This is a genomic window from Candidatus Dechloromonas phosphoritropha (assembly GCA_016722705.1).
Classification (GTDB): Bacteria; Pseudomonadota; Gammaproteobacteria; order Burkholderiales; family Rhodocyclaceae; genus Azonexus; species Azonexus phosphoritrophus.
The window spans coordinates 955,782-980,906 of the sequence record JADKGN010000004.1; the positions used below are offsets into that span (position 1 = coordinate 955,782).

33 protein-coding genes are annotated in these 25,125 nt (G+C 61.9%); 22 read left to right on the forward strand and 11 right to left on the reverse strand.

The window, feature by feature from the left end; genetic code table 11:
- Positions 1-10 precede the first annotated feature (10 nt).
- The 15 genes from ccsA (at position 11) to slmA (ending at position 11,684) form a co-directional block, all read left to right on the forward strand.
- Positions 11-850 carry a cytochrome c biogenesis protein CcsA gene (ccsA, locus tag IPP03_10165; protein ID MBL0352993.1) on the forward strand — a complete coding sequence of 280 codons (840 nt, stop codon included), beginning with the start codon at positions 11-13 and terminating at the stop codon, positions 848-850.
- Between the two features lie 32 nt (positions 851-882).
- The gene (locus IPP03_10170; protein MBL0352994.1) at positions 883-1,044 is read left to right on the forward strand and encodes a hypothetical protein; all 162 of its coding nucleotides are present in this window, start codon (positions 883-885) and stop codon (positions 1,042-1,044) included.
- A 69-nt stretch (positions 1,045-1,113) separates the two neighbouring features.
- Complete coding sequence (pilB, locus tag IPP03_10175) at positions 1,114-2,829, forward strand: type IV-A pilus assembly ATPase PilB (protein MBL0352995.1); 1,716 nt, start codon at positions 1,114-1,116, stop codon at positions 2,827-2,829.
- A 16-nt stretch (positions 2,830-2,845) separates the two neighbouring features.
- Positions 2,846-4,072: a type II secretion system F family protein gene (locus IPP03_10180; protein MBL0352996.1), complete on the forward strand. Its 1,227-nt coding sequence runs from the start codon at positions 2,846-2,848 to the stop codon at positions 4,070-4,072.
- On the forward strand, positions 4,072-4,920 hold the full coding sequence (locus tag IPP03_10185; protein ID MBL0352997.1) for a prepilin peptidase: 849 nt from the start codon (positions 4,072-4,074) through the stop codon (positions 4,918-4,920). Before IPP03_10180 ends, IPP03_10185 begins: the two co-directional genes overlap by 1 nt.
- A gap of 72 nt (positions 4,921-4,992) precedes the next feature.
- A complete protein-coding gene (locus tag IPP03_10190) occupies positions 4,993-5,256 on the forward strand; it encodes a zinc ribbon domain-containing protein (GenBank protein MBL0352998.1) in 264 nt (87 codons plus the stop codon).
- Complete coding sequence (locus tag IPP03_10195; protein ID MBL0352999.1) at positions 5,256-5,870, forward strand: DUF502 domain-containing protein; 615 nt, start codon at positions 5,256-5,258, stop codon at positions 5,868-5,870. Before IPP03_10190 ends, IPP03_10195 begins: the two co-directional genes overlap by 1 nt.
- 17 nt (positions 5,871-5,887) lie before the next feature.
- A complete protein-coding gene (aspS, locus tag IPP03_10200) occupies positions 5,888-7,690 on the forward strand; it encodes an aspartate--tRNA ligase (protein ID MBL0353000.1) in 1,803 nt (600 codons plus the stop codon).
- Between the two features lie 5 nt (positions 7,691-7,695).
- Positions 7,696-8,052, forward strand: a complete 357-nt coding sequence (locus tag IPP03_10205; protein MBL0353001.1) for a ribonuclease — start codon at positions 7,696-7,698, stop codon at positions 8,050-8,052.
- 3 nt (positions 8,053-8,055) lie between these two features.
- A complete protein-coding gene (locus tag IPP03_10210; protein ID MBL0353002.1) occupies positions 8,056-8,484 on the forward strand; it encodes a barstar family protein in 429 nt (142 codons plus the stop codon).
- Entirely contained in the window at positions 8,481-8,933 is a 453-nt protein-coding gene (gene nudB, locus IPP03_10215; GenBank protein ID MBL0353003.1) for a dihydroneopterin triphosphate diphosphatase, read from the forward strand. The genes IPP03_10210 and nudB overlap by 4 nt, the downstream gene beginning before the upstream one ends.
- 61 nt (positions 8,934-8,994) lie before the next feature.
- The gene (locus IPP03_10220; GenBank protein ID MBL0353004.1) at positions 8,995-9,411 is read left to right on the forward strand and encodes an Hsp20/alpha crystallin family protein; all 417 of its coding nucleotides are present in this window, start codon (positions 8,995-8,997) and stop codon (positions 9,409-9,411) included.
- An 85-nt stretch (positions 9,412-9,496) separates the two neighbouring features.
- A complete protein-coding gene (gene argB, locus IPP03_10225; protein MBL0353005.1) occupies positions 9,497-10,384 on the forward strand; it encodes an acetylglutamate kinase in 888 nt (295 codons plus the stop codon).
- Positions 10,384-11,028 (forward strand): pyrimidine 5'-nucleotidase, encoded by a 645-nt coding sequence (locus tag IPP03_10230; GenBank protein ID MBL0353006.1) that lies wholly within the window; start codon positions 10,384-10,386, stop codon positions 11,026-11,028. Before argB ends, IPP03_10230 begins: the two co-directional genes overlap by 1 nt.
- A 44-nt stretch (positions 11,029-11,072) precedes the next feature.
- Positions 11,073-11,684, forward strand: a complete 612-nt coding sequence (slmA, locus tag IPP03_10235; GenBank protein ID MBL0353007.1) for a nucleoid occlusion factor SlmA — start codon at positions 11,073-11,075, stop codon at positions 11,682-11,684.
- A gap of 12 nt (positions 11,685-11,696) precedes the next feature.
- Here the strand turns inward: slmA and hemB are convergent, their stop codons facing one another.
- On the reverse strand, positions 11,697-12,698 hold the full coding sequence (gene hemB, locus IPP03_10240) for a porphobilinogen synthase (protein ID MBL0353008.1): 1,002 nt from the start codon (positions 12,696-12,698) through the stop codon (positions 11,697-11,699).
- A gap of 132 nt (positions 12,699-12,830) precedes the next feature.
- Positions 12,831-13,493, reverse strand: a complete 663-nt coding sequence (locus IPP03_10245) for a YihA family ribosome biogenesis GTP-binding protein (protein MBL0353009.1) — start codon at positions 13,491-13,493, stop codon at positions 12,831-12,833.
- 108 nt (positions 13,494-13,601) lie between these two features.
- Between IPP03_10245 and IPP03_10250 the strand changes: the two genes are divergently transcribed.
- From IPP03_10250 to IPP03_10265, 4 genes are all read left to right on the forward strand, one after another.
- Complete coding sequence (locus tag IPP03_10250) at positions 13,602-14,237, forward strand: cytochrome c4 (protein MBL0353010.1); 636 nt, start codon at positions 13,602-13,604, stop codon at positions 14,235-14,237.
- Between the two features lie 145 nt (positions 14,238-14,382).
- Positions 14,383-14,799, forward strand: a complete 417-nt coding sequence (locus IPP03_10255) for a CBS domain-containing protein (GenBank protein ID MBL0353011.1) — start codon at positions 14,383-14,385, stop codon at positions 14,797-14,799.
- 122 nt (positions 14,800-14,921) lie between these two features.
- Positions 14,922-15,782, forward strand: coding sequence for a protein-methionine-sulfoxide reductase catalytic subunit MsrP (gene msrP, locus IPP03_10260; protein ID MBL0353012.1), 861 nt, complete (start codon positions 14,922-14,924; stop codon positions 15,780-15,782).
- A 3-nt stretch (positions 15,783-15,785) separates the two neighbouring features.
- Positions 15,786-16,451 (forward strand): sulfoxide reductase heme-binding subunit YedZ, encoded by a 666-nt coding sequence (locus IPP03_10265; GenBank protein MBL0353013.1) that lies wholly within the window; start codon positions 15,786-15,788, stop codon positions 16,449-16,451.
- 2 nt (positions 16,452-16,453) lie between these two features.
- On the opposite strand, the gene IPP03_10270 is transcribed toward IPP03_10265, so the two are convergent.
- Positions 16,454-17,332, reverse strand: a complete 879-nt coding sequence (locus IPP03_10270; protein ID MBL0353014.1) for a methyltransferase domain-containing protein — start codon at positions 17,330-17,332, stop codon at positions 16,454-16,456.
- Positions 17,329-18,312: a biotin synthase BioB gene (bioB, locus tag IPP03_10275; GenBank protein ID MBL0353015.1), complete on the reverse strand. Its 984-nt coding sequence runs from the start codon at positions 18,310-18,312 to the stop codon at positions 17,329-17,331. The genes IPP03_10270 and bioB overlap by 4 nt, the downstream gene beginning before the upstream one ends.
- Before the next feature lie 73 nt (positions 18,313-18,385).
- Here bioB and IPP03_10280 point away from each other — a divergent pair, with 73 nt between their 5' ends.
- The 3 genes from IPP03_10280 (at position 18,386) to IPP03_10290 (ending at position 21,185) form a co-directional block, all read left to right on the forward strand.
- On the forward strand, positions 18,386-19,096 hold the full coding sequence (locus IPP03_10280) for a ComF family protein (protein ID MBL0353016.1): 711 nt from the start codon (positions 18,386-18,388) through the stop codon (positions 19,094-19,096).
- Between the two features lie 30 nt (positions 19,097-19,126).
- Positions 19,127-19,591: a tRNA (cytidine(34)-2'-O)-methyltransferase gene (locus tag IPP03_10285; protein ID MBL0353017.1), complete on the forward strand. Its 465-nt coding sequence runs from the start codon at positions 19,127-19,129 to the stop codon at positions 19,589-19,591.
- A 199-nt stretch (positions 19,592-19,790) separates the two neighbouring features.
- On the forward strand, positions 19,791-21,185 hold the full coding sequence (locus tag IPP03_10290) for a porin (protein MBL0353018.1): 1,395 nt from the start codon (positions 19,791-19,793) through the stop codon (positions 21,183-21,185).
- 142 nt (positions 21,186-21,327) lie between these two features.
- On the opposite strand, the gene IPP03_10295 is transcribed toward IPP03_10290, so the two are convergent.
- From IPP03_10295 to rpmA, 7 genes are all read right to left on the reverse strand, one after another.
- Positions 21,328-21,609, reverse strand: coding sequence for a type II toxin-antitoxin system YafQ family toxin (locus IPP03_10295; protein ID MBL0353019.1), 282 nt, complete (start codon positions 21,607-21,609; stop codon positions 21,328-21,330).
- Positions 21,596-21,862, reverse strand: a complete 267-nt coding sequence (locus IPP03_10300; GenBank protein MBL0353020.1) for a type II toxin-antitoxin system RelB/DinJ family antitoxin — start codon at positions 21,860-21,862, stop codon at positions 21,596-21,598. The genes IPP03_10295 and IPP03_10300 overlap by 14 nt, the downstream gene beginning before the upstream one ends.
- 99 nt (positions 21,863-21,961) lie before the next feature.
- Positions 21,962-23,077, reverse strand: coding sequence for a glutamate 5-kinase (locus IPP03_10305; GenBank protein ID MBL0353021.1), 1,116 nt, complete (start codon positions 23,075-23,077; stop codon positions 21,962-21,964).
- Positions 23,074-23,421 carry a DUF86 domain-containing protein gene (locus IPP03_10310; protein ID MBL0353022.1) on the reverse strand — a complete coding sequence of 116 codons (348 nt, stop codon included), beginning with the start codon at positions 23,419-23,421 and terminating at the stop codon, positions 23,074-23,076. The genes IPP03_10305 and IPP03_10310 overlap by 4 nt, the downstream gene beginning before the upstream one ends.
- Positions 23,418-23,708: a nucleotidyltransferase family protein gene (locus IPP03_10315; GenBank protein MBL0353023.1), complete on the reverse strand. Its 291-nt coding sequence runs from the start codon at positions 23,706-23,708 to the stop codon at positions 23,418-23,420. Before IPP03_10315 ends, IPP03_10310 begins: the two co-directional genes overlap by 4 nt.
- Positions 23,709-23,726: 18 nt before the next feature.
- The gene (gene obgE / locus IPP03_10320) at positions 23,727-24,791 is read right to left on the reverse strand and encodes a GTPase ObgE (protein ID MBL0353024.1); all 1,065 of its coding nucleotides are present in this window, start codon (positions 24,789-24,791) and stop codon (positions 23,727-23,729) included.
- A gap of 65 nt (positions 24,792-24,856) precedes the next feature.
- A complete protein-coding gene (rpmA, locus tag IPP03_10325; GenBank protein ID MBL0353025.1) occupies positions 24,857-25,120 on the reverse strand; it encodes a 50S ribosomal protein L27 in 264 nt (87 codons plus the stop codon).
- Between the last annotated feature and the right edge of the window lie 5 nt (positions 25,121-25,125).

Sequence of the window (25,125 nt, forward strand, 5' to 3'; positions counted from 1 at the left end):
GAATCTGGGAATGGCCGACATTGTAATTCAGCTTCTGCCCCACATCCTCGCCGCCCTTCTCTACGGTGCGCTAGGCATCCATTTCTGGAACACGAGATGGCGCGAACACGAGGGGCAAAGTATCGCCAGTCCCATGCGGCCGTGGGAACGACTGGCCATTGCGGCAGTCCTGCTGATCCACGCCGTCGGTCTCTACGGTGCCCTTTTTGGCGAAGCAGGCATGCACTTCTCGTTCAGCTTCGCCCTGTCGTTGATGATGTGGCTTGCCGTCCTGATTTACTGGCTGGAAAGCTTCATGGCGCGCATGGAAGGCATGCAGCCGATGGTCCTTCCGCTGGCTGCCATCTGCGCCGTATTACCAGTCATCTTTCCCCAGGTGCATTTGGTCGCCAATGCCGGCGCCACTGGCTTCAGGCTGCATTTTCTGGCGGCCATGCTGGCCTACAGCCTGCTCACGCTCTCCGCGCTGCACGCGATTTTCATGGGCTTTACCGAAAACGCCCTGCACAAGCGCCTGATGAGGCGCAGCCTGGCCAGCCTGCCACCCCTCCTGGCCATGGAATCGCTGCTCTTCCGCATGCTCCTTCTGGGCTTCATTTTGCTGACCTTGACGGTCGGCAGCGGCGTGTTCTTCTCAGAAGCCCTTTTCGGCAAGCCGCTGTCCTTCGATCACAAGACCTTGTTCGCCTTCGCTTCGTGGGGCATTTTCGCAACCCTGCTGGTTGGCCGCCACGCCTGGGGCTGGCGCGGCAAGCGCGCCCTGCGCTGGACGCTTGCCGGATTCTCCCTGCTGATCCTGGCCTATGTCGGCAGCCGCTTTGTCGTCGAGGTCATACTCGGCCGCGCGTGAGCCGTGGCTGAACTTGCCTGGCCGGCGGCATCGTGCTCGGCAACAACCTGGTCAATGCCAAGGCGGCGACCCTCGTCAGCGTCATCGCCATTGAACTGGTCGGTGAAAAAAGCGGGGGCCGGCGGCGGGAACTCTGGTCACCACCTTTGGCATCCAGGTTTTCTCGCAGTCCACCCGGCGCCGAGGCTGCCTAGCGCAGTCTTTACAAAAGAGGGGGTCCGTAGCATCATCGCTCAATCTAAACGGCATCTGACGCGCAACCAATGTCCGCCATACTCCAAGCAAGCCCCCTCAGCGGTCTCGCCCGCGCCCTGGTACAGGCGGGACGGCTCAAGGAACCAGAAGCCGAACAGTTGATCAGCCAGGCTCATCACGAAAGGCACTCGCTGATCGAACAGATCATTGCCAGCAAGAAGATTTCGTCGCTCGATCTTGCCCGTTTCGTGGCTGACACCTTTGGCTATCCACTGCTCGATCTGGCTTTTTTCGATGAAGCGCACATTCCTGCAAACGCCATCGACCGCAAGTTGATTGCCGCTCACCGGGTCATCCCGCTCAACAAGCGGGGAAATCGGCTCTCCGTGGCCATCGCCGATCCGACCAATCTGCGGGCGCTGGACGAAATCCGTTTTCAAACCGGCCTGGGCGTCGACCCCGTGGTCGTCGAACACCCGAAGCTGGTTCCACTGGTCGCCAAGTATGCTGAATCCGTGGAAGACACACTGAGGAGCCTCGCGACCGACGACATCAACCTCGACTTTCTTGACGAGGATTCGTCAGGCAAGGCGGATGATGCGACATCGCAGGAAATCGACGATGCCCCGGTTGTCCGGTTCCTCCAGAAGATGTTGCTTGACGCGATCAACGATGGCGCATCCGACATCCATTTCGAACCTTACGAGAAGTACTATCGCATTCGCGTCCGCGTGGACGGTGTTCTGCGCGAAGTTGCGACACCGCCGCTGGCGATCAAGGACAAGATCGCATCACGGATCAAGGTCATTTCACGTCTGAACATCGCTGAAAAGCGGGTCCCTCAGGATGGCCGGATGAAACTGGTTCTTTCGAAGAACCGCGCCATAGACTTCCGGGTGAGCACCTTGCCAACCCTGCAGGGTGAGAAGATCGTCATGCGGATTCTGGACCCGACCTCGGCGACGCTCGGAATCGAAGCCCTGGGTTATGAACCCGATCAAAAGGCGATACTGCTCCATGCCATCAGCCGCCCCTATGGCATGGTGCTGGTGACCGGCCCGACCGGCTCCGGCAAGACGGTGTCGCTATATACCTGCCTGAACATCCTGAACAAGGATGGCGTCAACATCTCGACGGCGGAAGATCCCGCCGAAATCAACCTGGCTGGCATCAATCAGGTCAATGTCGACGACAAGGCCGGATTGACCTTCGCGGTTGCCCTGCGTGCCTTTCTGCGCCAGGACCCGGACATCATCATGGTGGGCGAAATTCGTGACCTGGAAACGGCGGAAATTGCCATCAAGGCCGCCCAGACCGGTCACATGGTCATGTCGACGCTACACACCAACGATGCCCCGGCCACGCTGACCCGCCTGATGAACATGGGCGTGCCAACGTTCAACATCGCCTCGAGCGTCCTGCTCATCACCGCGCAGCGCCTGGCACGCCGCCTGTGTAGCTGCAAGAAGCCGATTGACGTGCCGGTCAATACCCTCCTCGAGGCGGGTTTTACCGAAGCAGACCTCGACGGCTCATGGACGCTATTCGGCCCCGGCGGTTGCGAGCGTTGCAAGGATACCGGTTACAAGGGGCGCGTCGGCATCTATCAGGTCATGCCAGTTTCCGAGGCAATCCAGCGACTGATCATGAGTGGGGCAGGTGAACTGGATCTGGCGGAACAGGCAGCCCGCGAGGGAGTAAGGAACCTGCGAGAATCCGGCCTGCTCAAGGTAAAACAGGGCCTGACCTCGCTCGACGAGGTTCTGAGCACAACAAATGTATAACGGGGAAGGATAACGGATGGCTACCGCCGCAAGGGCTAGAACCCTCACAATCAGGGAATACACTTTCGTCTGGGAAGGAAAGAACCGGGACGGCAAGCCGGTTCGCGGCGAGATACGCGCGGCGACCGAGGCCGTGGTTCAGGCCAGCCTACGCCGCCAGGGGATCATGAACGTGCGAGTCAAGAAGGCGCGCTTCAAGGTAGGCGGCAAGGTCACGGACAAGGAAATCTCCCTATTCACGCGCCAACTCGCCACGATGATGAAATCTGGAGTGCCCTTGTTGCAGGCTTTCGACATCGTCGGTCGCGGCCACTCCAACGGCGCGGTTGCCAAGCTCCTGCTCGACATCAAAGCTGACGTCGAAACCGGCAGTTCGCTGTCGCAGGCGTTCCGCAAATACCCCCTGTATTTCGATGCGCTCTACTGCAACCTGGTTGCCGCCGGCGAACAGGCCGGCATTCTGGATACCCTGCTCGAACGACTCGCAACCTACAAGGAAAAAATTCTCGCGATCAAGAGCAAGATCAAGTCCGCCCTCTTCTACCCGATTTCCGTCATCGTCGTCGCCTTCGTCATCACCGCCGTGATCATGATATTCGTCATCCCGGCCTTCAAGGACGTGTTCAAGAGCTTCGGTGCCGACCTGCCGGCGCCGACCCTGCTGGTGATAGCCATCTCGGACTTCTTTGTCGCCTACTGGTGGGCAATCTTCGGCATCATTTTCGGCGGGCTGTACTTCTTTTTCGAGTCATGGAAACGCTCGGAGAAGGTGCAAATGGCGATGGACCGCTTGCTTCTTCGCCTACCCATTTTCGGTGACATCATCCGCAAGGCGGTCATCGCGCGCTGGGCGCGCACGCTGTCCACCATGTTCGCCGCCGGCGTCCCGCTGGTCGAGTCGCTGGATTCGGTTGGCGGCGCCGCTGGAAACTACGTCTATAAGGCGGCCACCAAGCAGATCCAGGGTGACGTCGCCACCGGCACCAGCCTCACGAATGCGATGACCAACGTCAATCTCTTCCCCAACATGGTCACGCAGATGGTGGCGATCGGCGAGGAATCTGGCGCGCTCGACTCGATGCTTTCGAAGGTCGCCGACTTTTTCGAACAGGAAGTCGATGATGCCGTCGAGGGGATGTCCAGTTTGATGGAACCGATCATCATGGTGGTGCTCGGCACATTGATCGGCGGTATGGTGGTCGCGATGTACCTGCCGATCTTCAAGCTGGGTGCCGTGGTCTGATGCCTGTCGAGTCACTGGGCGGCCTGGCTGCCATAGCCGGGCTGCTCGGACTGTGTTTCGGCAGCTTTCTCAACGTCGTGATTCATCGCCTGCCCAAGATAATGGAGCGGGAATGGCAGGCGCAGTGCGCGGATTTGCGCGGTGAACCGCCGTCGACCGCGGAAGCCTTGTCGCTGGCGCGCCCACGGTCCCGCTGCCCATCCTGTGGCCACCAGATCACCGCCCTCGAGAACATTCCGATCGTCAGCTACCTGCTGCTGCGCGGGAAATGCTCGAAGTGCGCAGCACCGATCTCACCGCGCTACCCGGTCGTCGAAGCGGTAACGGGCCTGCTTTCGGCTTACGCCGCCTGGCACTTCGGATCAACGCCTCAAGCGGCGGGGGCCATGATTATGCTTTGGGCGCTGATCGCCCTGACCGCCATTGATTACGACACCCAGTTGCTGCCGGACTCGATCACCCTGCCGCTGCTCTGGATCGGCCTGGCGCTCAACCTTGCCGGAGTCTATGTCGACATTTCCTCGGCGGTCATTGGCGCCATGGTCGGCTATCTGGCCCTGTGGTCGGTGTTCTGGCTGTTCAAGCTGACCACGGGCAAGGAGGGCATGGGCTATGGCGACTTCAAGCTCCTGGCCGCGCTGGGAGCCTGGCTCGGCTGGCAGATGCTGCCAGTCATCATCTTGCTATCGTCGGTCGTCGGCGCAGTGGTCGGCATCAGCCTGATCGCCTTCAATCGCCACGGACGCAACACCCCCATCCCCTTCGGCCCCTATCTCGCCGCTGCCGGCATCATTGCCCTGTTCTGGGGGCCGTTGCTGACCCGCAGCTATCTCGGCCTGATGACTTGAAAATTCCGGGCTGTATCACCAATTAGGCGGGGACGTCTTCTCGTTTATAATCTTGGATTTTGGAGGATCCCCGTGCCGATCTACGAATATCGCTGTGACTCCTGCGGCTTCCAGAAAGAGCATTTGCAGAAGATGAACGATCCGCGGCTCACAACATGCCCGGAATGCGGAACGGAAAGCTACAACAAGCTGCTATCGGCTGCCGGATTCCAGCTCAAGGGCAACGGCTGGTATGCCACGGATTTCAAGGGCGGCGGCAAACCCGCGGCCAAGGGCGAAAGCGCCCCGCCCTGCCAGGGAGGGACCGGAGCGTGCGCTCCGTGCGCCGCCAGTTGATCAAACGCTACTTCCTTACCGGACTCCTGATCTGGGTGCCCCTGGTGATCACCGGCTGGGTACTGTCTTTCATCGTCAGCACGCTGGACCAGTCGCTACTCCTGCTTCCCCAGGCGATTCATCCGCAAACACTCATCGGCTTTCCGATCCCGGGTGTCGGATCGCTTCTTACGCTCGCGATGATCCTGCTGACCGGCCTGCTGGCCACCAATTTCATCGGCCAGAAGCTGGTCGTCTGGTGGGAGATGCTTCTCGCGCGCATACCCTTTGTCAATTCGGTCTATCACAGCGTCAAGCAGGTTTCCGACACGCTCTTCTCGTCAAGCGGCAACGCGTTCCGCAAGGCCTTGCTCGTCCAGTATCCGCGTGCAGGCTGCTGGACGATCGCCTTCCTGACCGGTAGGCCCGGCGGCGATGTCGTCAATCATCTGCAGGGCGAGTATTTGAGCGTCTACGTGCCGACCACCCCGAACCCGACTTCCGGCTTCTTCCTCATGATGCCCCGCCAGGATGTCATCGAACTCGACATGACCGTCGACGAAGCCCTCAAGTACATCATCTCGATGGGCGTCGTGGCGCCACCACTGCACACTCCTGCCATCAAAAAAACCTGATTCAACCGGAAAGTTTCATGCGTACCCATTACTGCGGACAGCTAAGCGCGGCCCTCGACGGGCAGATTGTCACCCTCTGCGGCTGGGCCCACCGGCGCCGCGACCACGGTGGTGTCATCTTCATCGACCTGCGCGATCGCGAAGGTCTGGCGCAAATCGTTTGCGACCCGGACCGAGCCGACATGTTCGCCATTGCCGAATCGGTACGCAACGAGTTCTGCCTGAAGATTACCGGCAAGGTACGTCCGCGGCCTGCCGGCACGACCAATACCAACCTCGCCTCCGGCGCGATTGAAATCCTCTGCCACGAGATCGAAGTCCTGAATCCGGCGGTGACGCCGCCATTCCAGCTCGACGAGGACAACCTCTCCGAAAACGTTCGCCTGCTGCATCGCGTCATCGACCTGCGCCGCCCGCAGATGCAGAACAACATGATGCTGCGCTACAAGACGGCGCGCGCCTTCCGCCGCTTCTTGGACGATAATGGTTTTATCGACATCGAAACGCCGATGTTGACCAAATCCACCCCGGAAGGCGCCCGTGACTACCTCGTGCCGTCGCGCGTGCACCCCGGCCAGTTCTTCGCCCTGCCGCAGTCGCCGCAATTGTTCAAGCAGCTGCTGATGGTCGCCGGTTACGACCGCTATTACCAGATCGTCAAATGTTTCCGCGACGAGGATCTGCGCGCCGATCGCCAACCCGAATTTACCCAGGTCGATATCGAAACCTCGTTCATGACCGAGAACGAAATCATTGACCTGATCGAAAAACTGATCCGCTACGTTTTCAAGGATGCGATCGACGTTGACCTGCCGAACCCATTTCCCCGGATAACCTGCGCCGAGGCGATGAACCGCTTCGGCTCGGACAAGCCCGACCTGCGCGTGACGCTCGAACTCACCGAAGTCACCGACGCCGTCAAGGACGTTGCCTTCAAGGTGTTTTCCGGCACGGCCAACAGCGAAAACGGTCGCGTCGCCGCCCTGCGCATACCCGGTGGCGCCAGCCTGACGCGCGGCGAAATCGACGAATACACCAAGTTCGTTGCCATTTACGGTGCGCGCGGCCTGGCCTACATCAAGGTCAATGACGTCACGCAATTGAACGAAACCGGCCTGCAAAGTCCGATCGTCAAGAACCTGCACGAAAATGCGCTGAAAATCATCGTCGACCGCACCGGTGCCCAGTCCGGCGACCTGATCTTCTTCGGCGCCGACAAGGCCAAGGTGGTCAACGACGCACTTGGCGCCCTGCGCACCCGAATTGGCCACGAGAAGGGCTTCGTCAACGGCAACGCTTGGGAACCGCTGTGGGTTATCGACTTCCCGATGTTCGAATACGACGAGGAAGACAAGCGGTGGACTGCCTGCCATCATCCCTTCACTAGCCCCAAGGACGAACACGTCGCGCTGCTCAAGAGCGATCCGGGCAAGTGCCTGGCCAAAGCCTACGATCTGGCGCTGAACGGCTGGGAAATCGGCGGCGGTTCGGTGCGTATTCACCGCGCCGAAATCCAGGAAACGGTATTCAAGGCGCTCAATATCGGCCCCGAGGAACAGCAGTCTAAATTCGGCTTCCTGCTCGATGCGCTAAAGTATGGCGCACCACCGCACGGCGGCCTGGCCTTCGGCCTCGACCGCATCGTCACGATGATGACCGGCGCCGAATCGATCCGCGACGTCATCGCCTTCCCCAAGACCCAGCGCGCCCAGTGCCTGTTGACCGATGCCCCAAGCAGCGTCGACGAGAAGCAGTTGCGTGAGTTGCACATTCGCCTGCGCCAGAAGTTTGAGACGCAGGTTGAAGTCGGCACGACCTGATTCCGATGCAACACTGGCTGCGCCTGCTGATCGTCGCCTGGCTGGCGATCGGGTCAACGCTGGGCACCGCTCGCGAAGACCGCGCGGTCAACTGGGTTTTTGTCGCGGATTTGCCGCGCGAAGCGCAGCAGACCCTGGAACTTATCAAGGATAGCGGGCCTTTCCCCTACGCGCGCGACGGCATCGTTTTCGGCAATTATGAAAAGCGTCTGCCACTTCGGCAACGCGGCTATTATCACGAGTACACCGTGAAAACTCCGGGTCGGCACGACCGCGGAGCACGGCGCATCATCACCGGTCAAGGTTACGAGTATTACTACACCGACGACCACTACCATACCTTCAGACGCATTCGGGAATAGGGCATGAGCGAGAAATTCCTCGGCAAGGCCGACCAGGCCGCTGTCTACTACCTGCCGGCCAGCCGCCGCAACGCAATCGATGCAACTGCCGGAAAGCTTGATCTCCGCTCGATCCCCGTGGATCTCTCCCGGGCAGCCAGCGCCGGTGAAGCACTTCGGCGCCTTGGTGAAGCCTTGAACTTCCCGGACTGGTACGGGGTGAATTTCGATGCACTTGTCGATTGCCTTACCGATCCCGAATGCCTCCCCGGCAAAGGCCATGTGCTCTTTGTCGATGGCGCCGCAACCCTTCGCCAGGGCGACCCCAGGGCTTTCGCGACCCTGCTGGAGGTCCTTCGGGCGGCGGCCGGCGAGCGTCGGGCAGCAGGCGCGCCGTTGTGGATACTGCTTGACACGCACGCGCCGGGAATTCACTCACTGCCCGAGAAATGACCGGCTTCAAGCAGCCCGTCTCGGTTCTGGTCGTCATCCACACCCCGGCGCTCGACGTGCTGCTACTCGAACGCAGCGCGCATCCGGGCTACTGGCAGTCGGTCACCGGTAGCCGCGAGGGGAACGAAGGACTCGCCGATACGGCCAGGCGAGAGGTGGTCGAGGAAACCGGTATCGAGAGTACGCGCCACCGGCTGCGGGACTGGCAGATCACCAATACCTTCGAGATTTTCCCCGAGTGGCGCCATCGCTACGCGCCCGGCGTTACCCGTAACGTCGAGCATGTTTTCGGGTTGCTGCTACCCGAACCGCAGCCCATAACGATAACGCCTGCCGAACATCGCGACTGGGCCTGGATGCCCTGGCAGGAGGCGGCAGAACGCTGCTTTTCGTGGAGCAACCGCGACGCCATCCTGATGCTGCCCGACATGATCGAGCGGATGCCTTGAAACGCCGGAAAGAACCCCTATATTGAAATCAGGACAACTTGATTCGTAAAGGAGATACATCATGGCAAACATCACTCGCCTCGATCCGCTCGAGGATCTCTTCCGCGGCTTTTTCGTGCGCCCGGTCGATTTGAACACAAACACGCAGCAACCCCCAACGATCAGGATGGACGTCAAGGAGCAGGGTGACGACTACCTGGTGCACGCCGAGTTGCCAGGTGTCAAGAAGGAGGATATCCACGTCGTCGTCGACGGCAACCAGGTATCGGTCAGCGCCGAGGTCAAGCAGGAAAAGGAAGTCAAGGAAGGCGAACGCGTCCTGCGCTCCGAGCGCTACTTCGGCAAGGTGACCCGATCGTTCCAGTTGGGTCAGGAAATCGACGATGCCAAGGCCGCTGCCAGGTTCAATGACGGCGTGCTCGAGTTGACGCTGCCGAAACGTGCGGCCAGCCAGAACAAGCGCCTGACCGTCGAGTAATCCGCCCGTCAGCGCCAGGTAAAGGCCGGACCCCGTTCCGGCCTTTTTCTTTGTAAAATCCGCGCCAGTTCACAGGGAGCCCACAATGAGTCTCGACAATCTCGCCCCCGGCATCAAGGCCGCCGTTCTCACCGAAGCACTGCCCTATATCAAGCGCTTCCACGGCAAGACCATCGTCGTCAAGTACGGCGGCAACGCGATGACCGACGAGCATCTCAAGCAATGCTTCGCGCGCGATGTCGTATTGCTCAAGCTGGTCGGCTTCAACATCGTCGTCGTCCATGGCGGCGGTCCGCAGATCGAAACCCTGCTCGCCCGCGTCGGCAAGAAGGGCGAATTTATCCAGGGCATGCGCGTCACCGACGCGGAAACCATGGACCTGGTTGAAATGGTGCTCGGTGGCCAGGTAAACAAGGAAATCGTCAACATGATCAACCAGCACGGCGGCAAGGCCGTCGGCCTGACCGGCAAGGACGGCAATTTCATCCGCGCCAAGAAGCTGATGCTGGCAAGCAAGGCGATCCCGGGCGACCTGATCGACATTGGCCAGGTCGGCGACATCTCGCAGATCGACCCGTCGCTGATCGCCCTGCTCGATACCGGCGCCTTCATTCCGGTCATTGCGCCGATCGGCGTCGGCAAGGCCGGCGAAACCTACAACATCAACGCCGATGTCGTCGCCGGCAAGATTGCCGAAGTGCTCAAGGCCGAAAAGCTGGTGCTGCTGACCAACACGCCGGGGGTCCTCGACAAGGCCGGCAACCTGGTCAGCGGCATCACACCGAAACAGATCGACGAAATGGTCGAGGACGGCACCCTGTCCGGCGGCATGCTGCCGAAAATTGGCGCGGCACTCGATGCGGCGCGCAACGGGGTCAAGGGCGTGCACATCATTGACGGTCGCGTCGAACACGCGCTGCTGCTGGAAATCCTGACCGACCACGGCGTCGGCACGATGATCAAGTCGCACTGATGCGCTGCCCGCGGAAAACCTGGTTGTTCGACCTCGACAACACTCTGCACCAGGCAACGCCGCACATCTTTCCCCACATCAACCGCTTGATGACCGAATACATCGAGCGCCATCTCGGTGTCGACCATCACCAGGCAACCGCCATCCGTCAGGATTACTGGATTCGCTACGGAGCAACGCTGCTCGGACTGATCCGACACCACGGCACCGACCCCGATCACTTTCTCCGCGCCACGCACGAGTTTCCCGACCTCAAGCGCATGGTCGTCTTCGAGCGCCCGGTCATCCACGCGCTGCGTCGCCTGCCGGGACGCAAGATCATCTTTTCCAACGCGCCACGTCACTATGCCGCAGCCATCCTCGCCATCACTGGGCTTGGTTGCTGTTTCGATGCGGTCTACTCGGTCGAAAGCGTCCGCTACCGGCCGAAGCCAATGCTTTCCGGCTTCCGCGCCCTGCTCCAGGCGGAGCGCCTCGACCCGCGCCGCTGCATCATGGTCGAGGACAGCCTGGCCAACCTCGTCGCCGCCAAGAAACTCGGCATGAAGACCGTGTGGGTCAGCGCTGGCTCCCACCGCTCACCCAGTGTCGATGCAAAAATCACCTCGGTCCGCGATCTCCCGGATCGTTGCGGTCGACTTTAATTCCCGGCCAAAATTCAAATACCGGAACCGACAAAAGGATGACCATGGCCATCAAGCCCGGCGAGCGCCGCCTGCAGATCCTGCAAGCCCTGGCCCGGATGCTGGAAACCCCGAAGGGGGAAAAGATCACCACCGCCGCTCTCGCCGCCCGGCTGGAATGCTCGGAAGCCGCGCTTTATCGGCATTTCGCGAGCAAGGCACAGATGTTCGAGGGCCTGATCGAATTCATCGAACAGAGCCTGTTCGGAGTGATCAACCAGATCACGTCCGAAGAAGCCCACGGCCTGAAGCAGGTCGAGTCCATCATCGGACTGCTGCTGAGCTTCGCCCAGAAGAACCGCGGGATGACGCGTGTCCTGATCGGCGACGCCCTGGTCAATGAAAACGAGCGCCTGCAGGGACGCATCAACGCCCTGCTCGACAAGATCGAAGTGGCCCTGAAACAGGCTCTGCGTATCGCAGCAACTCAGGAAACCCTGAAGACGGATGCCGACTTCGGTTCACTGGCCAACCTGCTGCGCTGTTATGTCGTCGGCCGCTGGGAACAGTATGCGCGCAACGGCTTCAACCGCGAGCCGCTTGCCCAGTGGCCGCAACAGTGGCCAATGCTGTACTTCGCCTGCCTGTCGCAGTCCGGCGCGCCGGTTGTCGCCTGACTGGCGCCCGGGTCAACGCTCCAGATGCTCCGCCGCATCGAGTGCGAAGTAGGTGAGGATGCCATCGGCCCCGGCCCGCCTGAACGCCAGCAGGCTCTCGAGGACACACGCCTCCTCGTCGAGCCAGCCGTTCTGCCCCGCCGCCTTCAGCATTGCGTACTCGCCGCTGACCTGGTAGGCGAAGGTCGGCACCCCGAAGCGATCCTTGACGCGGCGAACGATGTCCAGATACGGCATCCCCGGCTTGACCATGACCATGTCGGCGCCCTCCTCGAGGTCGAGCGCGACTTCCCTCAAGGCCTCGTCGGAATTCGCCGGGTCCATCTGATAGGGGTACTTGTTGCCCTTGCCGAGATTGCCGGCCGAACCGACCGCATCGCGGAACGGACCGTAGAAGCTGGATGCGTACTTGGCCGAGTAGGCCAGAATCCGCGTATGAATCTGCCCAGCCGCGTTGAGTTCAGCGCGGATGCGACCGATGCGCCCATCCATCATGTCCGATGGCGCCACCACGTCGGCGCCGGCCTCGGCATGGCAGAGCGCCTGCTTCGCCAGCACTTCCAGCGTCTCGTCGTTCAGCACGTAGCCTGTTTCGTCGATCAGGCCATCCTGACCGTGACTGGTGTACGGATCGAGCGCGACGTCGGTGATTACCCCGAGATCCGGGAATTCACGCTTCAGCGCCTTGACCGTGCGCGGAACCAAGCCATTTTCGTTGAATGCCTCTTCGGCGCCCAGCGACTTCAGCGAGACATCGATCACCGGAAACAGCGCCAGCGCCGGAACGCCCAGATTGACGGCACGCTCGGCAGTTTTCAGCAGGAGATCGAGTGACTGGCGCTCGACACCGGGCATCGAGGCCACAGGCTCGACGCGCCCATCACCATCGAGAACGAAAACCGGGTAAATAAGGTCGTCGACCGCAAGGGTCGTCTCGCGCATCAGGCGGCGCGAGAAATCATCGCGCCGCATCCGGCGCATGCGGGTTTCGGGATAACGCCCGGTAGCAGTCATGTCAGAACCTCAAGCCATTCAAATCGCGGATTTTCGTTTGTGGCGGAACTTTTCGCATCGACCGGCGTCCGATGGAACAGATGGCACGCGCTGTCTCTCGCTCCCCCTCCCTGAGCGGGTGTCTTGACCAGTTCAAGGCGTTTCGGCCTCCGGATTCCCCTTTTCCGGAGGCCTTTTGTTTTCCTGCACCTTTCCCTCGATGCCCAGCCAGGCGCCAAGCAGGGCTTCGGCCTCGTCGACACCCGTCCGCTTCAGACTGGAGAAGAGTTGCACCGAGTACAGGCCGGCATCGCCCCAGGTCGCCAGATCGGCCTTCACCGCGCGCAGTACCGTGATCTGCTCCTGCCGGCTCAGCTTGTCCGCCTTAGAGAGCAGGATGTGGATCGGCCGCCCGGTCGGCCGGAACCAGTCGATCAGGCGCAGATCGAGATCGGTCAGCGGGCGCCGGATATCCATGATGACAACCAGTCCGACCAGTTGCTCGCGCTTGGCGAGATAGGGTCCGACCAGTCCCTCCCATTGCGAACGGATCCCCTCGGGCGCCTTGGCATAGCCATAGCCGGGCAGATCGACAAAATACCGGCCCTCGGCGAGCGTGAAATAATTGAGGTGCTGCGTGCGGCCCGGCGTCTTGCTGACATAGGCCAGTCGCGTCCGTCCCGCCAGTGTATTGATTGCCGATGACTTGCCGGCGTTGGAGCGGCCGGCAAAGGCAACCTCGCGGACCGCATCCTGCGGCAGATCGCGAAGATGGGCGACGGTAGTGAAAAAAACCGCCTGCTGGAACAAGGGCATAAAAAACTCTCGGGAGCCGCCAAGGCGGTGTGGAAGTGCTATAGAATAGCAGGTTTGTAACTTCCGTTCTGGCCAAAGCACCCCAAGACGCGTACTAGGAGTTCGAAAATGATCCGTTCAGCGGCAATGGCAATCCTTCTTGCTACCACTTTTACGTCCCACGCGGCTGAGGAAGCCAAAGGCAAGGCCGATCCTGCCAAGGGCAAGGCCATCGCCGAGACCGTCTGTGTCGCCTGTCATGGCGTCGACGGCAATAGCCCCGCCGCCGCCAACCCGAATCTCGCCGGTCAGGGTGCCGAATACCTGTACAAGCAGATGAACAACTTCAAGGCGGTAGACGGCAAGCCTGCCGTTCGCAACAACGCCATCATGGGCGGCATGGTCGCGGCGCTCTCCGACGAAGACATGAGGAATCTCGCCGCCTGGTTTGCCAGCCAGAAGTTGACGCCAGCCGTCGCCAGCGATGAATCGAAGATTGCCCTTGGCCAGAAAATCTGGCGTCAGGGTGATTTCAAGAAGGGTATTCCGGCCTGTGCCGGTTGCCACGGCCCGGCTGGCGCCGGCCTGCCTGCCCAGTATCCGCGCCTGGCTGGCCAGTACGCCGAGTACACCGAGGCACAACTGAAGACTTTCCGCACGGAAGAGCGCAACAACGATCCGGAAAAGATGATGCGTATGGTCGCGGCCAAGATGTCCGATCCCGAGATCAAGGCCGTCGCTGAATACGCCGCCGGCCTGCGCTAGGCTGGCAACCGGGAGAGGCAGCCCGAGCTGCCTCTCCTTTTCTTGGCAGTCCCGTGATCTTGGCATTCGTTCCGCTCACGGATAGACTGCGCTGACAAGACCGATCAATCCGTCGAGGAGACCCAACGTGATAACACTCAAGCAAATGCTGGCTGGCAAGAACCGGCCGCTCGCCGTCGTGACGCCAACCGATTCCATCTTCCATGCGCTGAGCCTGATGGCCATGCACGACGTCGGCGGGCTTCTCGTTCTCGATGGCGAAGATCTCGTCGGCATCTTTACCGAGCGCGATTACGCGCGCAAGCTCATCCTTCACGGCAAGAGCTCGAAGGAAACGCTGGTCAGCGAAATCATGAGCGACAAGGTCGCCTATGTCACCCTGAGCGCAACCGTCGACGAATGCATGGCGTTGATGACGGAGAAGCATTTCCGCCACCTGCCCGTTCTCTCCGACGCGGACGGCAAGGTGATTGGGATCGTCTCGATCGGCGACCTGGTCAAGGCAACCATCAGCAACCAGCAGTTTCTCATCTCCGCACTGGAGCACTACATCCGCGGCTGATGGCCGCCTGCGCTTGTGCAGGCAGGCTCTTTCTTCGGTCCACGGGTGAAATCGGCGGGACACTGTAGGTTTTCGAGGGTCCAACACGACTACTCGACGAACGTACAGAGTGAGGTTGCACCATGCTGATCGGGCAGCGCCCGGAAATTCCCCCCTCCGCAATCACTCCGCCCGATGTCTATGGCGGGCGCCGCGGCTTCTTGCGCGCCGTAGCTCTTGGCGCCGGCGCTGCCGGTTGCGGACTGTTCGGAGCGAGCCATGCCGCAACCGGCGAGCGCACGTGCTTCGAGTCGGTCATTCCCGGCTCCTTCTCGGTGACTGACGAGAAACCGACGGCCTATGCCTCGGTCACCGAATACGGCAACTTCTACGAGTTCGGTCCCGACAAGGACAGCCCGGGCCGCAATGCTTACCGCCTGCGCACCCGGCCATGGACGGTCAGCGTCGAAGGCTGGAGCGCCGTCATTTCCTGGGTCGGCTTTCCGCTCAATGAACTGATCAGGCGCTGCGACGTCACCGGTAACGCGAAGTTTGTCGAATTCTGGTCGCTGGCCGACCCCGAACAGATGCCCTACGTCCGCCTCCCCTTTCTCGACTGGCCCTATGTCGAGGCGCTCCGGCTCGACGAGGCGATGCATCCGCTCGCCCTGCTCGGCCTCGGCATGTACGGCGAGCACATGCCCAAACAGAACGGCGCGCCGCTACGCGTCGTCGTTCCGTGGAAATACGGCTTCAAGGGCGCCAAGTCAATCGTCAAGCTGCGCTTTGTCGAAAAACAGCCGCCCACCGTGTGGACCAAGGCGGCACCCGACGAATATGGCTTCTATTCCAACGTCAACCCCGACGTGCCGCACAAGCGCTGGAGCCAGAGCCACGAACGCCGGCTGGGCGAATTCTTCAAGCGCAAGACCCTGCCCTTCAACGGCTACGCCGAACAGGTCGCCGGGCTCTACGCTGGCATGGATCTGCGCAGGAACTTCTGAACGATGACCATACAAGACGCCTCGCCGCCGATCACCCAATTCAAGGCTGCCCTCTTCCTCTTGGCGCTGCTGCCGCTTGGGCGTCTGCTATGGGCCGCGTGGACCGGGGATTTCGGCCCCAACCCGGTCGAATTCGTCCAGCGCTGGACCGGCACCTGGACCTTCAATTTCCTGCTGCTGACACTGTGCATCACGCCGCTGCGTGTGTGGACGCAGTGGCACTGGCTACTCCGCCTGCGGCGCATGCTCGGGCTGTTCACCTTCTTCTACGCGACGCTGCACTTCCTGTCCTTCATCGGCTTCGACCATTCTTTCCAGCTTGACGCCATTGCCCGGGACATTTTCAAGCGCCCCTTCGTCACCGTCGGCTTCGCCGCCTTCGTGCTGCTGATTCCGCTCGCCGCGACCTCGAACCAGTGGGCGATCCGCAAGCTGGGCGGGCGCAAGTGGCAGGAACTGCATCGCAACGTCTACCTGATCGGCATTCTCGCCTGTGTGCACTATTTCTGGCTGGCCAAGGTGACGGCGCTGTTGTGGCCGCTGGCCTATTCGGTAGCGCTGGCCTTCCTGCTTGGCTGGCGGGTGCGCGAACGGCGGCGCAAGGCAATTCCGGTACCGCAGTTCGAGAACACCAAGCCGCTCAAGTTCTTCAGACAGAAGCCGGAATAAAGCTATTTCCCGCGCGACGCCTCGAAGCGAATGATGGCGCGGCCATCGGCGGCCTGCTTCGGCGCTACTTTCCAGGCATGGCCATAGACGACCTCGAAGGTCGCCGGCAGCTTTCCGGCGCGGCGCAGGCGCTCGTAGGCGGCGCGCGCCCGCGCCCAGGACTGGCGCCCGGTCAGGCCATGACGGCGTGCCTTCATCGCGCAGCCCGACCCGGCGGCGCGCAGGTCGCCAAGCAGGTCGTCGAACTTGTCGTAGGTCAGCGTCAGCACCTCCATGTCCATCACCGGGTCGGCAAAGCCGCAGCCAACCAGCATGTCGCCGAAATCGTGCATGTCGATGAAACGCTGGGTGTGCGCATAGCCGTCAGCAAATGCCGACCGCAGTTCCTTCAGCGAATCCGGCCCCAGGGTCGAGAACATGATCAGGCCACCAACTTCGAGGACACGGTGCGCCTCGGCCAGCGCCGGCAGCGGGTCGTCGAGCCAGTGCAGCAGCAGGTTGGACCAGACGATTGCGGTCGACTGCGATTTCAGGGGCAACTTCACGGCATCGGCCGCCAGCCGCTGCGCCTCGTTCTGCCGCCCGCGACCGAGCCAGCGCTGCCAGCCGGGGCGCGGCACCTGGCCAGCCTGCAACATGGCGGGCGAAATATCGAGGCCGACCAGTTGCGCCTGCGGGTAACGCGCCGCGAGCCCGGCAAAGCTGCCGCCGCGGCTGCAGCCGAGATCGACGATGCGCGCCGGCTGGATGTTTACGTAATCAAGTCGCTCCTGCATGCGGCGGTCGATTTCACGAACCAGGAAATCCGCCTGGTCGTAGTTCGCAGCCGCCCGCGAAAAACGCCGCCCGACCTGCAAGCGGTCGACGAACGAAGCGCTCAAACCGCCTTCACGCCCAGACGCGCGAACAAGCGGTCATCGCGGTCGACATCCGGATTGCCGGTGGTTAGCAGGCGGTCACCATAGAACATCGAATTGGCGCCGGCGAGGAAGCACAGCGCCTGCAGTTCGTCGCTCATTTCCTGACGTCCGGCCGACAGGCGCACCCACGACTTCGGCATGGTGATGCGCGCGGCGGCGATGGTGCGCACGAACTCGAACGGGTCGAGGCGCGGGTTGTCGGCCAGCGGCGTGCCGGGAATCGGCACCAGATTGTTGATCGGCACCGATTCCGGCGGCGCTGGCAGGTTCGCCAGCTGCACGATCAGCCCGGCGCGGTTCTTGCGCGACTCGCCCATGCCGATGATGCCGCCCGAGCAGACATTGATTCCCGCCTCGCGCACCTGTTCCAGCGTATCGAGACGGTCGTCGTGCGTGTGGGTCTTGATGACCTGACCGTAAAATTCCTTGTCGGTATCCAGATTGTGGTTGTAATAATCGAGCCCGGCCTCCTTGAGCTTCCCGGCCTGCCCTTCTTTCAACATGCCGAGCGTCACACAGGTCTGCATGCCGAGCGCCTTGACTTCACGCACCATGTCAAGCACGCGGTCGAGATCGTTGTCCTTCGGGCCCTTCCACGCGGCGCCCATGCAAAAGCGCGAGGCGCCCTTGTCCTTGGCCAGCTTGGCGGCGGCAATGACTTCATCGAGCGGCATCAGGCGTTCGCGCCCGGTGTCAGTCTCGTAGCGCGCCGATTGCGAACAGTAGCTACAATCTTCCGAACAGCCACCGGTCTTGACCGACAGCAGCGTCGAGCGTTGAATGGCGTTGGGGTCGAAATGTTCGCGATGCACGCCCTGCGCGCGCCAGATCAGATCCATCAGCGGCAGTTCGTAAAGGGCGAGCACTTCATCAACCGCCCAGCGATGGGCGGGAACCGACAGGGCAACGGAGGAAACGGTGGCGTGTGCGCTTGCTTGCATGAGAGGCCTTGCTTGAGAAAGATCGGAAGAAGCCGGTGGCGATGTTGCTGAATTGTCGGGGACGCCTGTAAACATGTCAATTTTACCTCAGCCGGTGCGACCTGCCCTGAACCGCGTTACCGCCCACCTGCTGCCCGGCAGTTGCCTGCTGTGCGCCGCCAACAGCGCCGCCGGCCTGTTGTGCCCGGCGTGCGTGGCCGACCTGCCGCGAGTGCCTGCCGCGCTGTGTCCGCAGTGCGGCGACGAAACGGCGCTCGGCGAGCGTTGCGGCGCCTGCCTCAAGGATCCGCCGGCCTTCGTGCGGACGGTCGCGCTTTTTCGCTACGAATTCCCGGTCGACCGTCTGATCCAGGCGTTCAAGTATGGCCACCAGTTGCCGCTGGCGGGCTGGTTCGGAGCCGGTCTCGCGCAAGAGTTGAGCGCCGCCGGCCACGATCTCATCCTGCCGCTCCCGCTCCACCCGTCACGGCTGCGGACGCGCGGCTTCACCCAGTCGCTCGAAATTGCCCGCATCATCGCCAGGGCGCTCGGCGTTCCGCTCGACCCCACCCTCCTTTCCCGCACCCGCGCGACGCCGCCGCAGGCCGATCTGCCGCTCAAGGAGCGCGCCAGGAACGTGCGCGGCGCCTTCGCCTGCGCCGGCGACCTTGCCAGCCAGCGCATCCTTCTTGTTGACGACGTGATGACCACCGGGGCGACACTGCGCGAAGCAGCCCGCACACTCAAGCTCCACGGCGCCGGCGACATCACCGTGGCCATCGCCGCCCGTGCCCTGCGCCGCTGATCCCCGGCCAACCCGCCAGGAACCGAGTAAATGATCGCCGTCGTCCTCCACCAGCCCGAAATCCCGCCCAACACCGGCAACATCATCCGCCTGTGCGCCAACACCGGCGCCGAACTGCACCTCGTCGAACCGCTCGGCTTCGAGTTCACAGACAAGGCCCTGCGCCGCGCCGGCCTCGACTATCACGAATGCGCCCGCGTCGTCCGCCACGCCGACTGGCAGGCCTGCCGGGCTGCACTCGGCGCGCGCCGGCTGTGGGCGATGACCACGCGGGGAAGCGCCAGCCCCTTCGCCAGCGAGCTTGCAGATGACGACGCCTTCGTCTTCGGCTCCGAAACCGCCGGCCTCCCCGCCGCCATCGTCGACGAATTCCCACCCGACCGCCGCCTGCGCCTGCCGATGCGCCCCGGCCAGCGCAGCCTCAACCTGGCGAACGCGGTCGCCGTCACCGTCTTCGAGGCCTGGCGCCGGAACGGATTCACCGGCGCGGCCTGACCAGCATCCCCGTTACGCCCGCTCTGCCGGGGATTGTTGCGTCAGAACAACAACGGGGCGCCAAACCTTGCCTTTACCCCAAACATCGATTGCCCCCCCGTCCGCTCTTTGCCAAAATCGGCTCAACTTCTCGAATCGAGAGGTAAAGCTTAATCAATCGCAAGAGAGATTAAAAACTAACCACTAAGGAGAAATTCTGATGCAAAAGAAAATTATCGCCCTGGCAGTCGCCGGTCTGGCCTCGACGGCAGCCTTCGCGCAGACCAATGTCGTCGTCTACGGCGTTGCCGACGGCACGTTTGACTACGTTTGGCAGAGTGGCAGCAAGCTAAACACCGTGAATAGCACTGTCCTCACTGACAACGCTACCGGCAACATCCTCGCCTCGCAGTTTACTGCCTCGAGCCAGGCCAACGACGTTAAATTGAACCGTGTCTCCGCCAACTCGTCCTACATCGGCTTCAAGGGCAGCGAAGATCTGGGCAACGGCCTCAAGGCTCTGTTCCAGTACGAGATGACCGTCAACTTCGATAATGCCACCGGCCCGACTGCCAACCGTGACTCGTTCGTCGGCCTCAACCACGACAAGGCCGGCACCATCGTTCTCGGCAACCTGACCGGCCCGACCCGTGCCCTGGGCGCCGCCCTTGACGTCAACCCGGGTGCCACCGGCATCGGCGTCAATCAAGGCATTATCGGCAAGATCGCCGGTTCGACCCTCAAGAGCTCCGTTTCCATACTCTCCGCTACTCCCAATTCTGCCATCGCGGGGGGCACTCTTGGTTATGGGGATGCCAACGGTTGCGGCCGCAGCAGCACCTGCTCGTCGATCTTCGACACCCGCTGGAAGAACTCGGTCGCCTACATGTCTCCAAACTGGGGCGGCTTCTCCTTCGCCGGCGTCTACTCCGCCTACCTCGAGAACAAGTCTCCGGATTACGGCACCAACTACGTCGCTACCACTACCAATGGTGGCGTTCCGGTCCTCACGGCCGACTTTGCCAACCAACTTACCAAAACCAATGCCTATGGCTATGATCTCGGCATCAAGTGGGAAGGCATGGGCTTCATGGGTGGCGTGACCTACAACTGGGCTCAGTTCGGTGACTTTGCTGACACGTCGGTCGACAACCTCCGCGTCGGCGGCATGTATACCGCCCCCAACTGGTCCGTCCGCGCCATGTGGGAAAAGACCAAGGCTAGCCTGAACCAGAACCTGGTCTACAACAATACCGATCAGCAGAAGTTCGGCGTCGGCGGCACCTTCAGCTTCGGCAAGAGCACCGTGCTCGCGCAGTGGTACGGCACCAACTCTGCTAAGGACATCGCCAACTCCAAGGCCAACCTGTACGAAGTCGGCTATCTGTACAACATGTCCAAGCGCACGATGCTGAAGGCAACCTGGGCGATGATCGACAACGACGACGGCTCCGCTGCCGACTTCGGCGTCAATGCCATCGGCAACCAGAGCTATAACACAGCCGCAAGCGTTCAAACTGATGGCGTCACCACCCTCTCTCAGTCCTCGACTGTGGCTTCCGGCTTCGGCGGCAAGAACCAGGGCGTCCAGGTTGGTATTCGTCACTCCTTCTAATCCGGTCTGACCGGTTGCAGATCAAAACGGGCGCTTCGGCGCCCGTTTTTTGTTGCCGCGTTGCTGGAATCGGCAGCGCAAAAGAAAAGGCGCCCCGCGGGGCGCCCTTCGCCTTTCCCGGCGCGGAACAATCCGCCAGTGTTCATCCGAATAGCTCGCTGTGCGAGCCAAGACGAGCCAGGCGCAAGGTATCGGCATCGGGTTTGCGGTAGATCAGAAGTAGATCGGGCTTGACATGACACTCGCGGTAGCCCGCCCAAGCGCCGCTCAGGTCATGATCGCGGTAACGTGGGTCCGGCGGCTGATCTTCGGCCAAAGCCACGAGTATGGTCATCAGGTCAGCGTCAAGCGTTGCCCTGTGGCGGCCCTTGTTTTCCCGTTTGTAGTCGTGCTTGAACGCGGTTGAACGGTCAATCGTCCGCATGCAAGTCCGCCATCAGTGCCTTGACACTGACGAAACTTTTCCCCTTGCCAGCCTCGAGCTCGGCTATTGCCTTGCGCGTCATTGCGTTCGGCGCCTTGATTTCGAAAGGCATGCGCCGCTCATCGGCAATGCGCAACATGAGTAGACGAATGGCGTCCGAAATGGACAGACCCATCGCCTGCAACGCCTCGGCGGCACGCTCCTTGGTGTCGGTGTCAATACGAGCGCGGACATAGGTATCGACGGTGCTCATCTGTAGCCTCTCTGGATACGGTTAACGGACCCCAATTGTAGTCACAAAGTGACTACGCAACAAGAACCAGGGGAGACCGCATTTCCGTCAATTCCCGGTTCAGCCAAGCAGGATCAGGTTGTCGCGGTGGATGATTTCCGGCTCGTCGACGTAGCCGAGCAGGGTCTCAATTTCCAGCGTCGACTTGCGGGCGATCAGGCGGGCTTCGCCGCTACCGTAGTTGCACAGCCCGCGCGCGACTTCGGCCCCGCCGGGGGCGATGCAGGCGACCGCCGCGCCGCGCCCGAAATCGCCCTCGGCGGCGACGACGCCGATCGGCAACAGGCTTTTGCCCCCTCTCAGCGCGTTGACCGCACCCGCGTCGAGTAACAGCCGGCCCGCCAGTTGCAGGTGGTCGGCCAGCCATTGCTTGCGCGCCGCCAGCGGCTGGGTCTGCGACACGAGCAGCGTGCCGACGGCTTCGCCATTGGCCAGGCGTGCGATGACATCGCTCTCGCGGCCGCTGGCGATCGCCGTGTGCGCCCCGCTCTGCGCGGCGCGCTTGGCGGCGATGACCTTGGTGATCATGCCACCCTTGCCAATGGCGCTGCCGGCGCCGCCGGCCATGGCTTCCAGCATCTCGTCGCCGGCTGTCGCCTCGCGGATCAGCGTGGCGGCCGGATCCTTGCGTGGGTCGGCGGTAAACAGCCCGGTCTGGTCGGTCAGGATGAGCAGCGCATCGGCCTCGATTAGGTTGGCGACCAGCGCGCCGAGGGTATCGTTGTCGCCGAACTTGATCTCGTCGGTGATCACGGTATCATTTTCGTTGATGATCGGCACGACGCCGAGGTCAAGCAGCGTCGTCAGCGTTGACCGCGCGTTCAGATAACGCTTGCGGTCGGCGAGATCGTCATGGGTGAGCAGGATCTGCGCGGTCTGCAGACCATAGCGCGAGAATGCGCCTTCGTAGACCTGGACCAGCCCCATCTGGCCGACGGCCGCCGCCGCCTGCAACTCATGGACCGTCCGTGGCCGCTTGCTCCAGCCGAGACGCTGCATCCCGCAGGCGATGGCGCCGGAGGAAACGAGAACGACTTCCCTTCCCTGGCGCCGGATGACGCTGATCTGGCGCGCCCAGTCGTCAATCGCCGCGAGGTCGAGTCCGGACCCGTGGGCGGTGACCAGCGCCGAGCCGACCTTGACGACCAGGCGCTTGGCTTTGGCGAGGCGGGTCATGGGTTCCAATTTTCGAGCATCTGTTTGAGTTGGCTGTGGAGCGGTGCAATCTGCGTCGCGACGATGTCCCAGACAATGCTCATTTCGATGCCTAGGTAAGCATGCGCCAAGATGTTGCGAAAGGCGGCAACGTCACGCCAGGGGACTGCTGGATACTGGCTTTCCAGGGCGGACAGATTGGCATCCTTGAAACACTGGCCAATGATTTCGAGGTTGCGAAGAACGGCATCCTGGGTTTTCGGGTCGGCAAGGAAGCTGGCGGCGCCGTCTGGGGTGTATTCGATGATTCTGGCCGCGCAGTCACGGGCATGGGCGAGAAAGACATTGGGGTCTTTCCGGCTCATAACGGCACCGCTTCGGAAAGAATGCGCCTTGCGAGGTAAGGAGAAAGCCCGCCATCCGAAACGACATCGACTTTTGTGTGAATCAGGGACGATGTGTCATCGATGAGGTGGATCAGATCGAACAGCGAAGCACCTTCGCGAAAGTGAACGAGAATGTCGACATCGCTGTTTTCGTTGGCGTCTCCGCGGGCAACCGAGCCGAAGATACGGATGTTTTCAGCCTTGTGCCGGCTGGCAAGCGCGATCAGTTCTTCCCTTCTGGCACGGAGTTGTTCTAGCGTGACCATGTCTGCTGTCCCGAAGTGTCATTCATCCGCTACCGATTCCAACGGCTCTTCCGCGCGCGGCGCCATCTGTTCCAGCGCTTCATAGACCGCGAAGATCAGCGGCTTCGTGCCGTCGCCGCTGATCGCGGCAATCGGGAAACACGGGCCGTCATAGCCGGTCTCCTTGCGGTAGGCCTCGACGAAGCTCGCGATGGCGGCTTCGCGCTCACCTGCGGGAATCAGGTCGATCTTGTTGAGCACGAGCCAGCGCGGCTTGGCGACGAGCGCCGGGTCGTGCCGGAGCAGTTCGTTGACGATCGCCCGCGCGTCGCGCAACGGGTCGGCATCGGGGTCGAGCGGCGCGATATCGACGACGTGCAGCAACAGGCGCGTGCGCTGCAGGTGCTTGAGGAAGCGCAGGCCGAGGCCGGCACCATCGGCGGCGCCTTCGATCAACCCCGGCACGTCGGCCATGACGAAGCTCTTGTCGGGGTCGACACGAACGACGCCAAGATTGGGGTGCAGCGTGGTGAACGGGTAATCGGCGACCTTCGGACGAGCGGCGGAAACCGCGCGGATCAGCGTGCTCTTGCCGGCGTTCGGCAGGCCGAGCAGGCCAACGTCGGCGAGCACGCGCAACTCGAGCCGCAGCTCGAGTTCCTCGCCCAGCTCGCCCTTGGTGCACTGGCGCGGAGTGCGGTTGGTGCTCGACTTGAAATGGATATTGCCGAGCCCTCCCTTGCCACCCTTGGCGATCAGCACCTTCGTGCCGTCCTGATCGAGGTCGGCAAGAATCTGTTCGCCGTTGAGGTCGAAAATGACCGTGCCGATCGGCACCCGCAGCACGATGTCGTTGCCGCCAGCACCGTAGCAATCGGCGCCGCGACCGTTCTCGCCGCGCTGGGCGAGGAACTTGCGTGCGTAGCGGTAGTCGATCAGCGTGTTGAGGTTGCGGTCGGCGACCGCGAAGACGCTGCCGCCACGGCCGCCGTCGCCGCCGTCCGGCCCGCCGCGGGGAACGTATTTCTCGCGGCGGAACGAAGCCACGCCGCTGCCGCCGTCGCCGGCCTTGACGTAGATTTTCGCTTCGTCGATGAATTTCATCATCCGCCCCTGCAAATAAAAAGCCCTATCCGGCGGATAGGGCTTTCGGTCTCCGCCGTGCCGACTTACGCGGCGGCCGGAACGATAATAACGGTGCGGCGATTCCTGGCGCCCTTGACGGCGAACTTGACCGTACCATCCTTGAGTGCGAACAGGGTGTGATCCTTGCCGCAGCCGACGTTTTCACCCGGGTGGAACTCGGTACCGCGCTGGCGAACGATGATGTTGCCGGCGAGTACAAACTGGCCGCCGTAACGCTTGACGCCAAGCCGTTTCGATTCTGAATCGCGGCCGTTGCGTGAACTGCCGCCTGCCTTCTTGTGTGCCATTTGCT

What these genes read in the sequence shown, in the direction of transcription:
- ccsA (MBL0352993.1), top strand. Translation starts at nt 11, where the DNA reads ATGGCCGACATTGTAATTCAGCTTCTGCCCCACATCCTCGCCGCCCTT.
- pilB (MBL0352995.1), top strand. Translation starts at nt 1,114, where the DNA reads ATGTCCGCCATACTCCAAGCAAGCCCCCTCAGCGGTCTCGCCCGCGCC.
- IPP03_10180 (MBL0352996.1), top strand. Translation starts at nt 2,846, where the DNA reads ATGGCTACCGCCGCAAGGGCTAGAACCCTCACAATCAGGGAATACACT.
- IPP03_10185 (MBL0352997.1), top strand. Translation starts at nt 4,072, where the DNA reads ATGCCTGTCGAGTCACTGGGCGGCCTGGCTGCCATAGCCGGGCTGCTC.
- aspS (MBL0353000.1), top strand. Translation starts at nt 5,888, where the DNA reads ATGCGTACCCATTACTGCGGACAGCTAAGCGCGGCCCTCGACGGGCAG.
- IPP03_10205 (MBL0353001.1), top strand. Translation starts at nt 7,696, where the DNA reads ATGCAACACTGGCTGCGCCTGCTGATCGTCGCCTGGCTGGCGATCGGG.
- IPP03_10210 (MBL0353002.1), top strand. Translation starts at nt 8,056, where the DNA reads ATGAGCGAGAAATTCCTCGGCAAGGCCGACCAGGCCGCTGTCTACTAC.
- nudB (MBL0353003.1), top strand. Translation starts at nt 8,481, where the DNA reads ATGACCGGCTTCAAGCAGCCCGTCTCGGTTCTGGTCGTCATCCACACC.
- IPP03_10220 (MBL0353004.1), top strand. Translation starts at nt 8,995, where the DNA reads ATGGCAAACATCACTCGCCTCGATCCGCTCGAGGATCTCTTCCGCGGC.
- argB (MBL0353005.1), top strand. Translation starts at nt 9,497, where the DNA reads ATGAGTCTCGACAATCTCGCCCCCGGCATCAAGGCCGCCGTTCTCACC.
- IPP03_10230 (MBL0353006.1), top strand. Translation starts at nt 10,384, where the DNA reads ATGCGCTGCCCGCGGAAAACCTGGTTGTTCGACCTCGACAACACTCTG.
- slmA (MBL0353007.1), top strand. Translation starts at nt 11,073, where the DNA reads ATGGCCATCAAGCCCGGCGAGCGCCGCCTGCAGATCCTGCAAGCCCTG.
- hemB (MBL0353008.1), bottom strand. Translation starts at nt 12,698, where the DNA reads ATGACTGCTACCGGGCGTTATCCCGAAACCCGCATGCGCCGGATGCGG.
- IPP03_10245 (MBL0353009.1), bottom strand. Translation starts at nt 13,493, where the DNA reads ATGCCCTTGTTCCAGCAGGCGGTTTTTTTCACTACCGTCGCCCATCTT.
- IPP03_10250 (MBL0353010.1), top strand. Translation starts at nt 13,602, where the DNA reads ATGATCCGTTCAGCGGCAATGGCAATCCTTCTTGCTACCACTTTTACG.
- IPP03_10255 (MBL0353011.1), top strand. Translation starts at nt 14,383, where the DNA reads ATGCTGGCTGGCAAGAACCGGCCGCTCGCCGTCGTGACGCCAACCGAT.
- msrP (MBL0353012.1), top strand. Translation starts at nt 14,922, where the DNA reads ATGCTGATCGGGCAGCGCCCGGAAATTCCCCCCTCCGCAATCACTCCG.
- IPP03_10265 (MBL0353013.1), top strand. Translation starts at nt 15,786, where the DNA reads ATGACCATACAAGACGCCTCGCCGCCGATCACCCAATTCAAGGCTGCC.
- bioB (MBL0353015.1), bottom strand. Translation starts at nt 18,312, where the DNA reads ATGCAAGCAAGCGCACACGCCACCGTTTCCTCCGTTGCCCTGTCGGTT.
- IPP03_10280 (MBL0353016.1), top strand. Translation starts at nt 18,386, where the DNA reads ATGTCAATTTTACCTCAGCCGGTGCGACCTGCCCTGAACCGCGTTACC.
- IPP03_10285 (MBL0353017.1), top strand. Translation starts at nt 19,127, where the DNA reads ATGATCGCCGTCGTCCTCCACCAGCCCGAAATCCCGCCCAACACCGGC.
- IPP03_10290 (MBL0353018.1), top strand. Translation starts at nt 19,791, where the DNA reads ATGCAAAAGAAAATTATCGCCCTGGCAGTCGCCGGTCTGGCCTCGACG.
- IPP03_10295 (MBL0353019.1), bottom strand. Translation starts at nt 21,609, where the DNA reads ATGCGGACGATTGACCGTTCAACCGCGTTCAAGCACGACTACAAACGG.
- IPP03_10300 (MBL0353020.1), bottom strand. Translation starts at nt 21,862, where the DNA reads ATGAGCACCGTCGATACCTATGTCCGCGCTCGTATTGACACCGACACC.
- IPP03_10305 (MBL0353021.1), bottom strand. Translation starts at nt 23,077, where the DNA reads ATGACCCGCCTCGCCAAAGCCAAGCGCCTGGTCGTCAAGGTCGGCTCG.
- IPP03_10310 (MBL0353022.1), bottom strand. Translation starts at nt 23,421, where the DNA reads ATGAGCCGGAAAGACCCCAATGTCTTTCTCGCCCATGCCCGTGACTGC.
- IPP03_10315 (MBL0353023.1), bottom strand. Translation starts at nt 23,708, where the DNA reads ATGGTCACGCTAGAACAACTCCGTGCCAGAAGGGAAGAACTGATCGCG.
- obgE (MBL0353024.1), bottom strand. Translation starts at nt 24,791, where the DNA reads ATGAAATTCATCGACGAAGCGAAAATCTACGTCAAGGCCGGCGACGGC.
- rpmA (MBL0353025.1), bottom strand. Translation starts at nt 25,120, where the DNA reads ATGGCACACAAGAAGGCAGGCGGCAGTTCACGCAACGGCCGCGATTCA.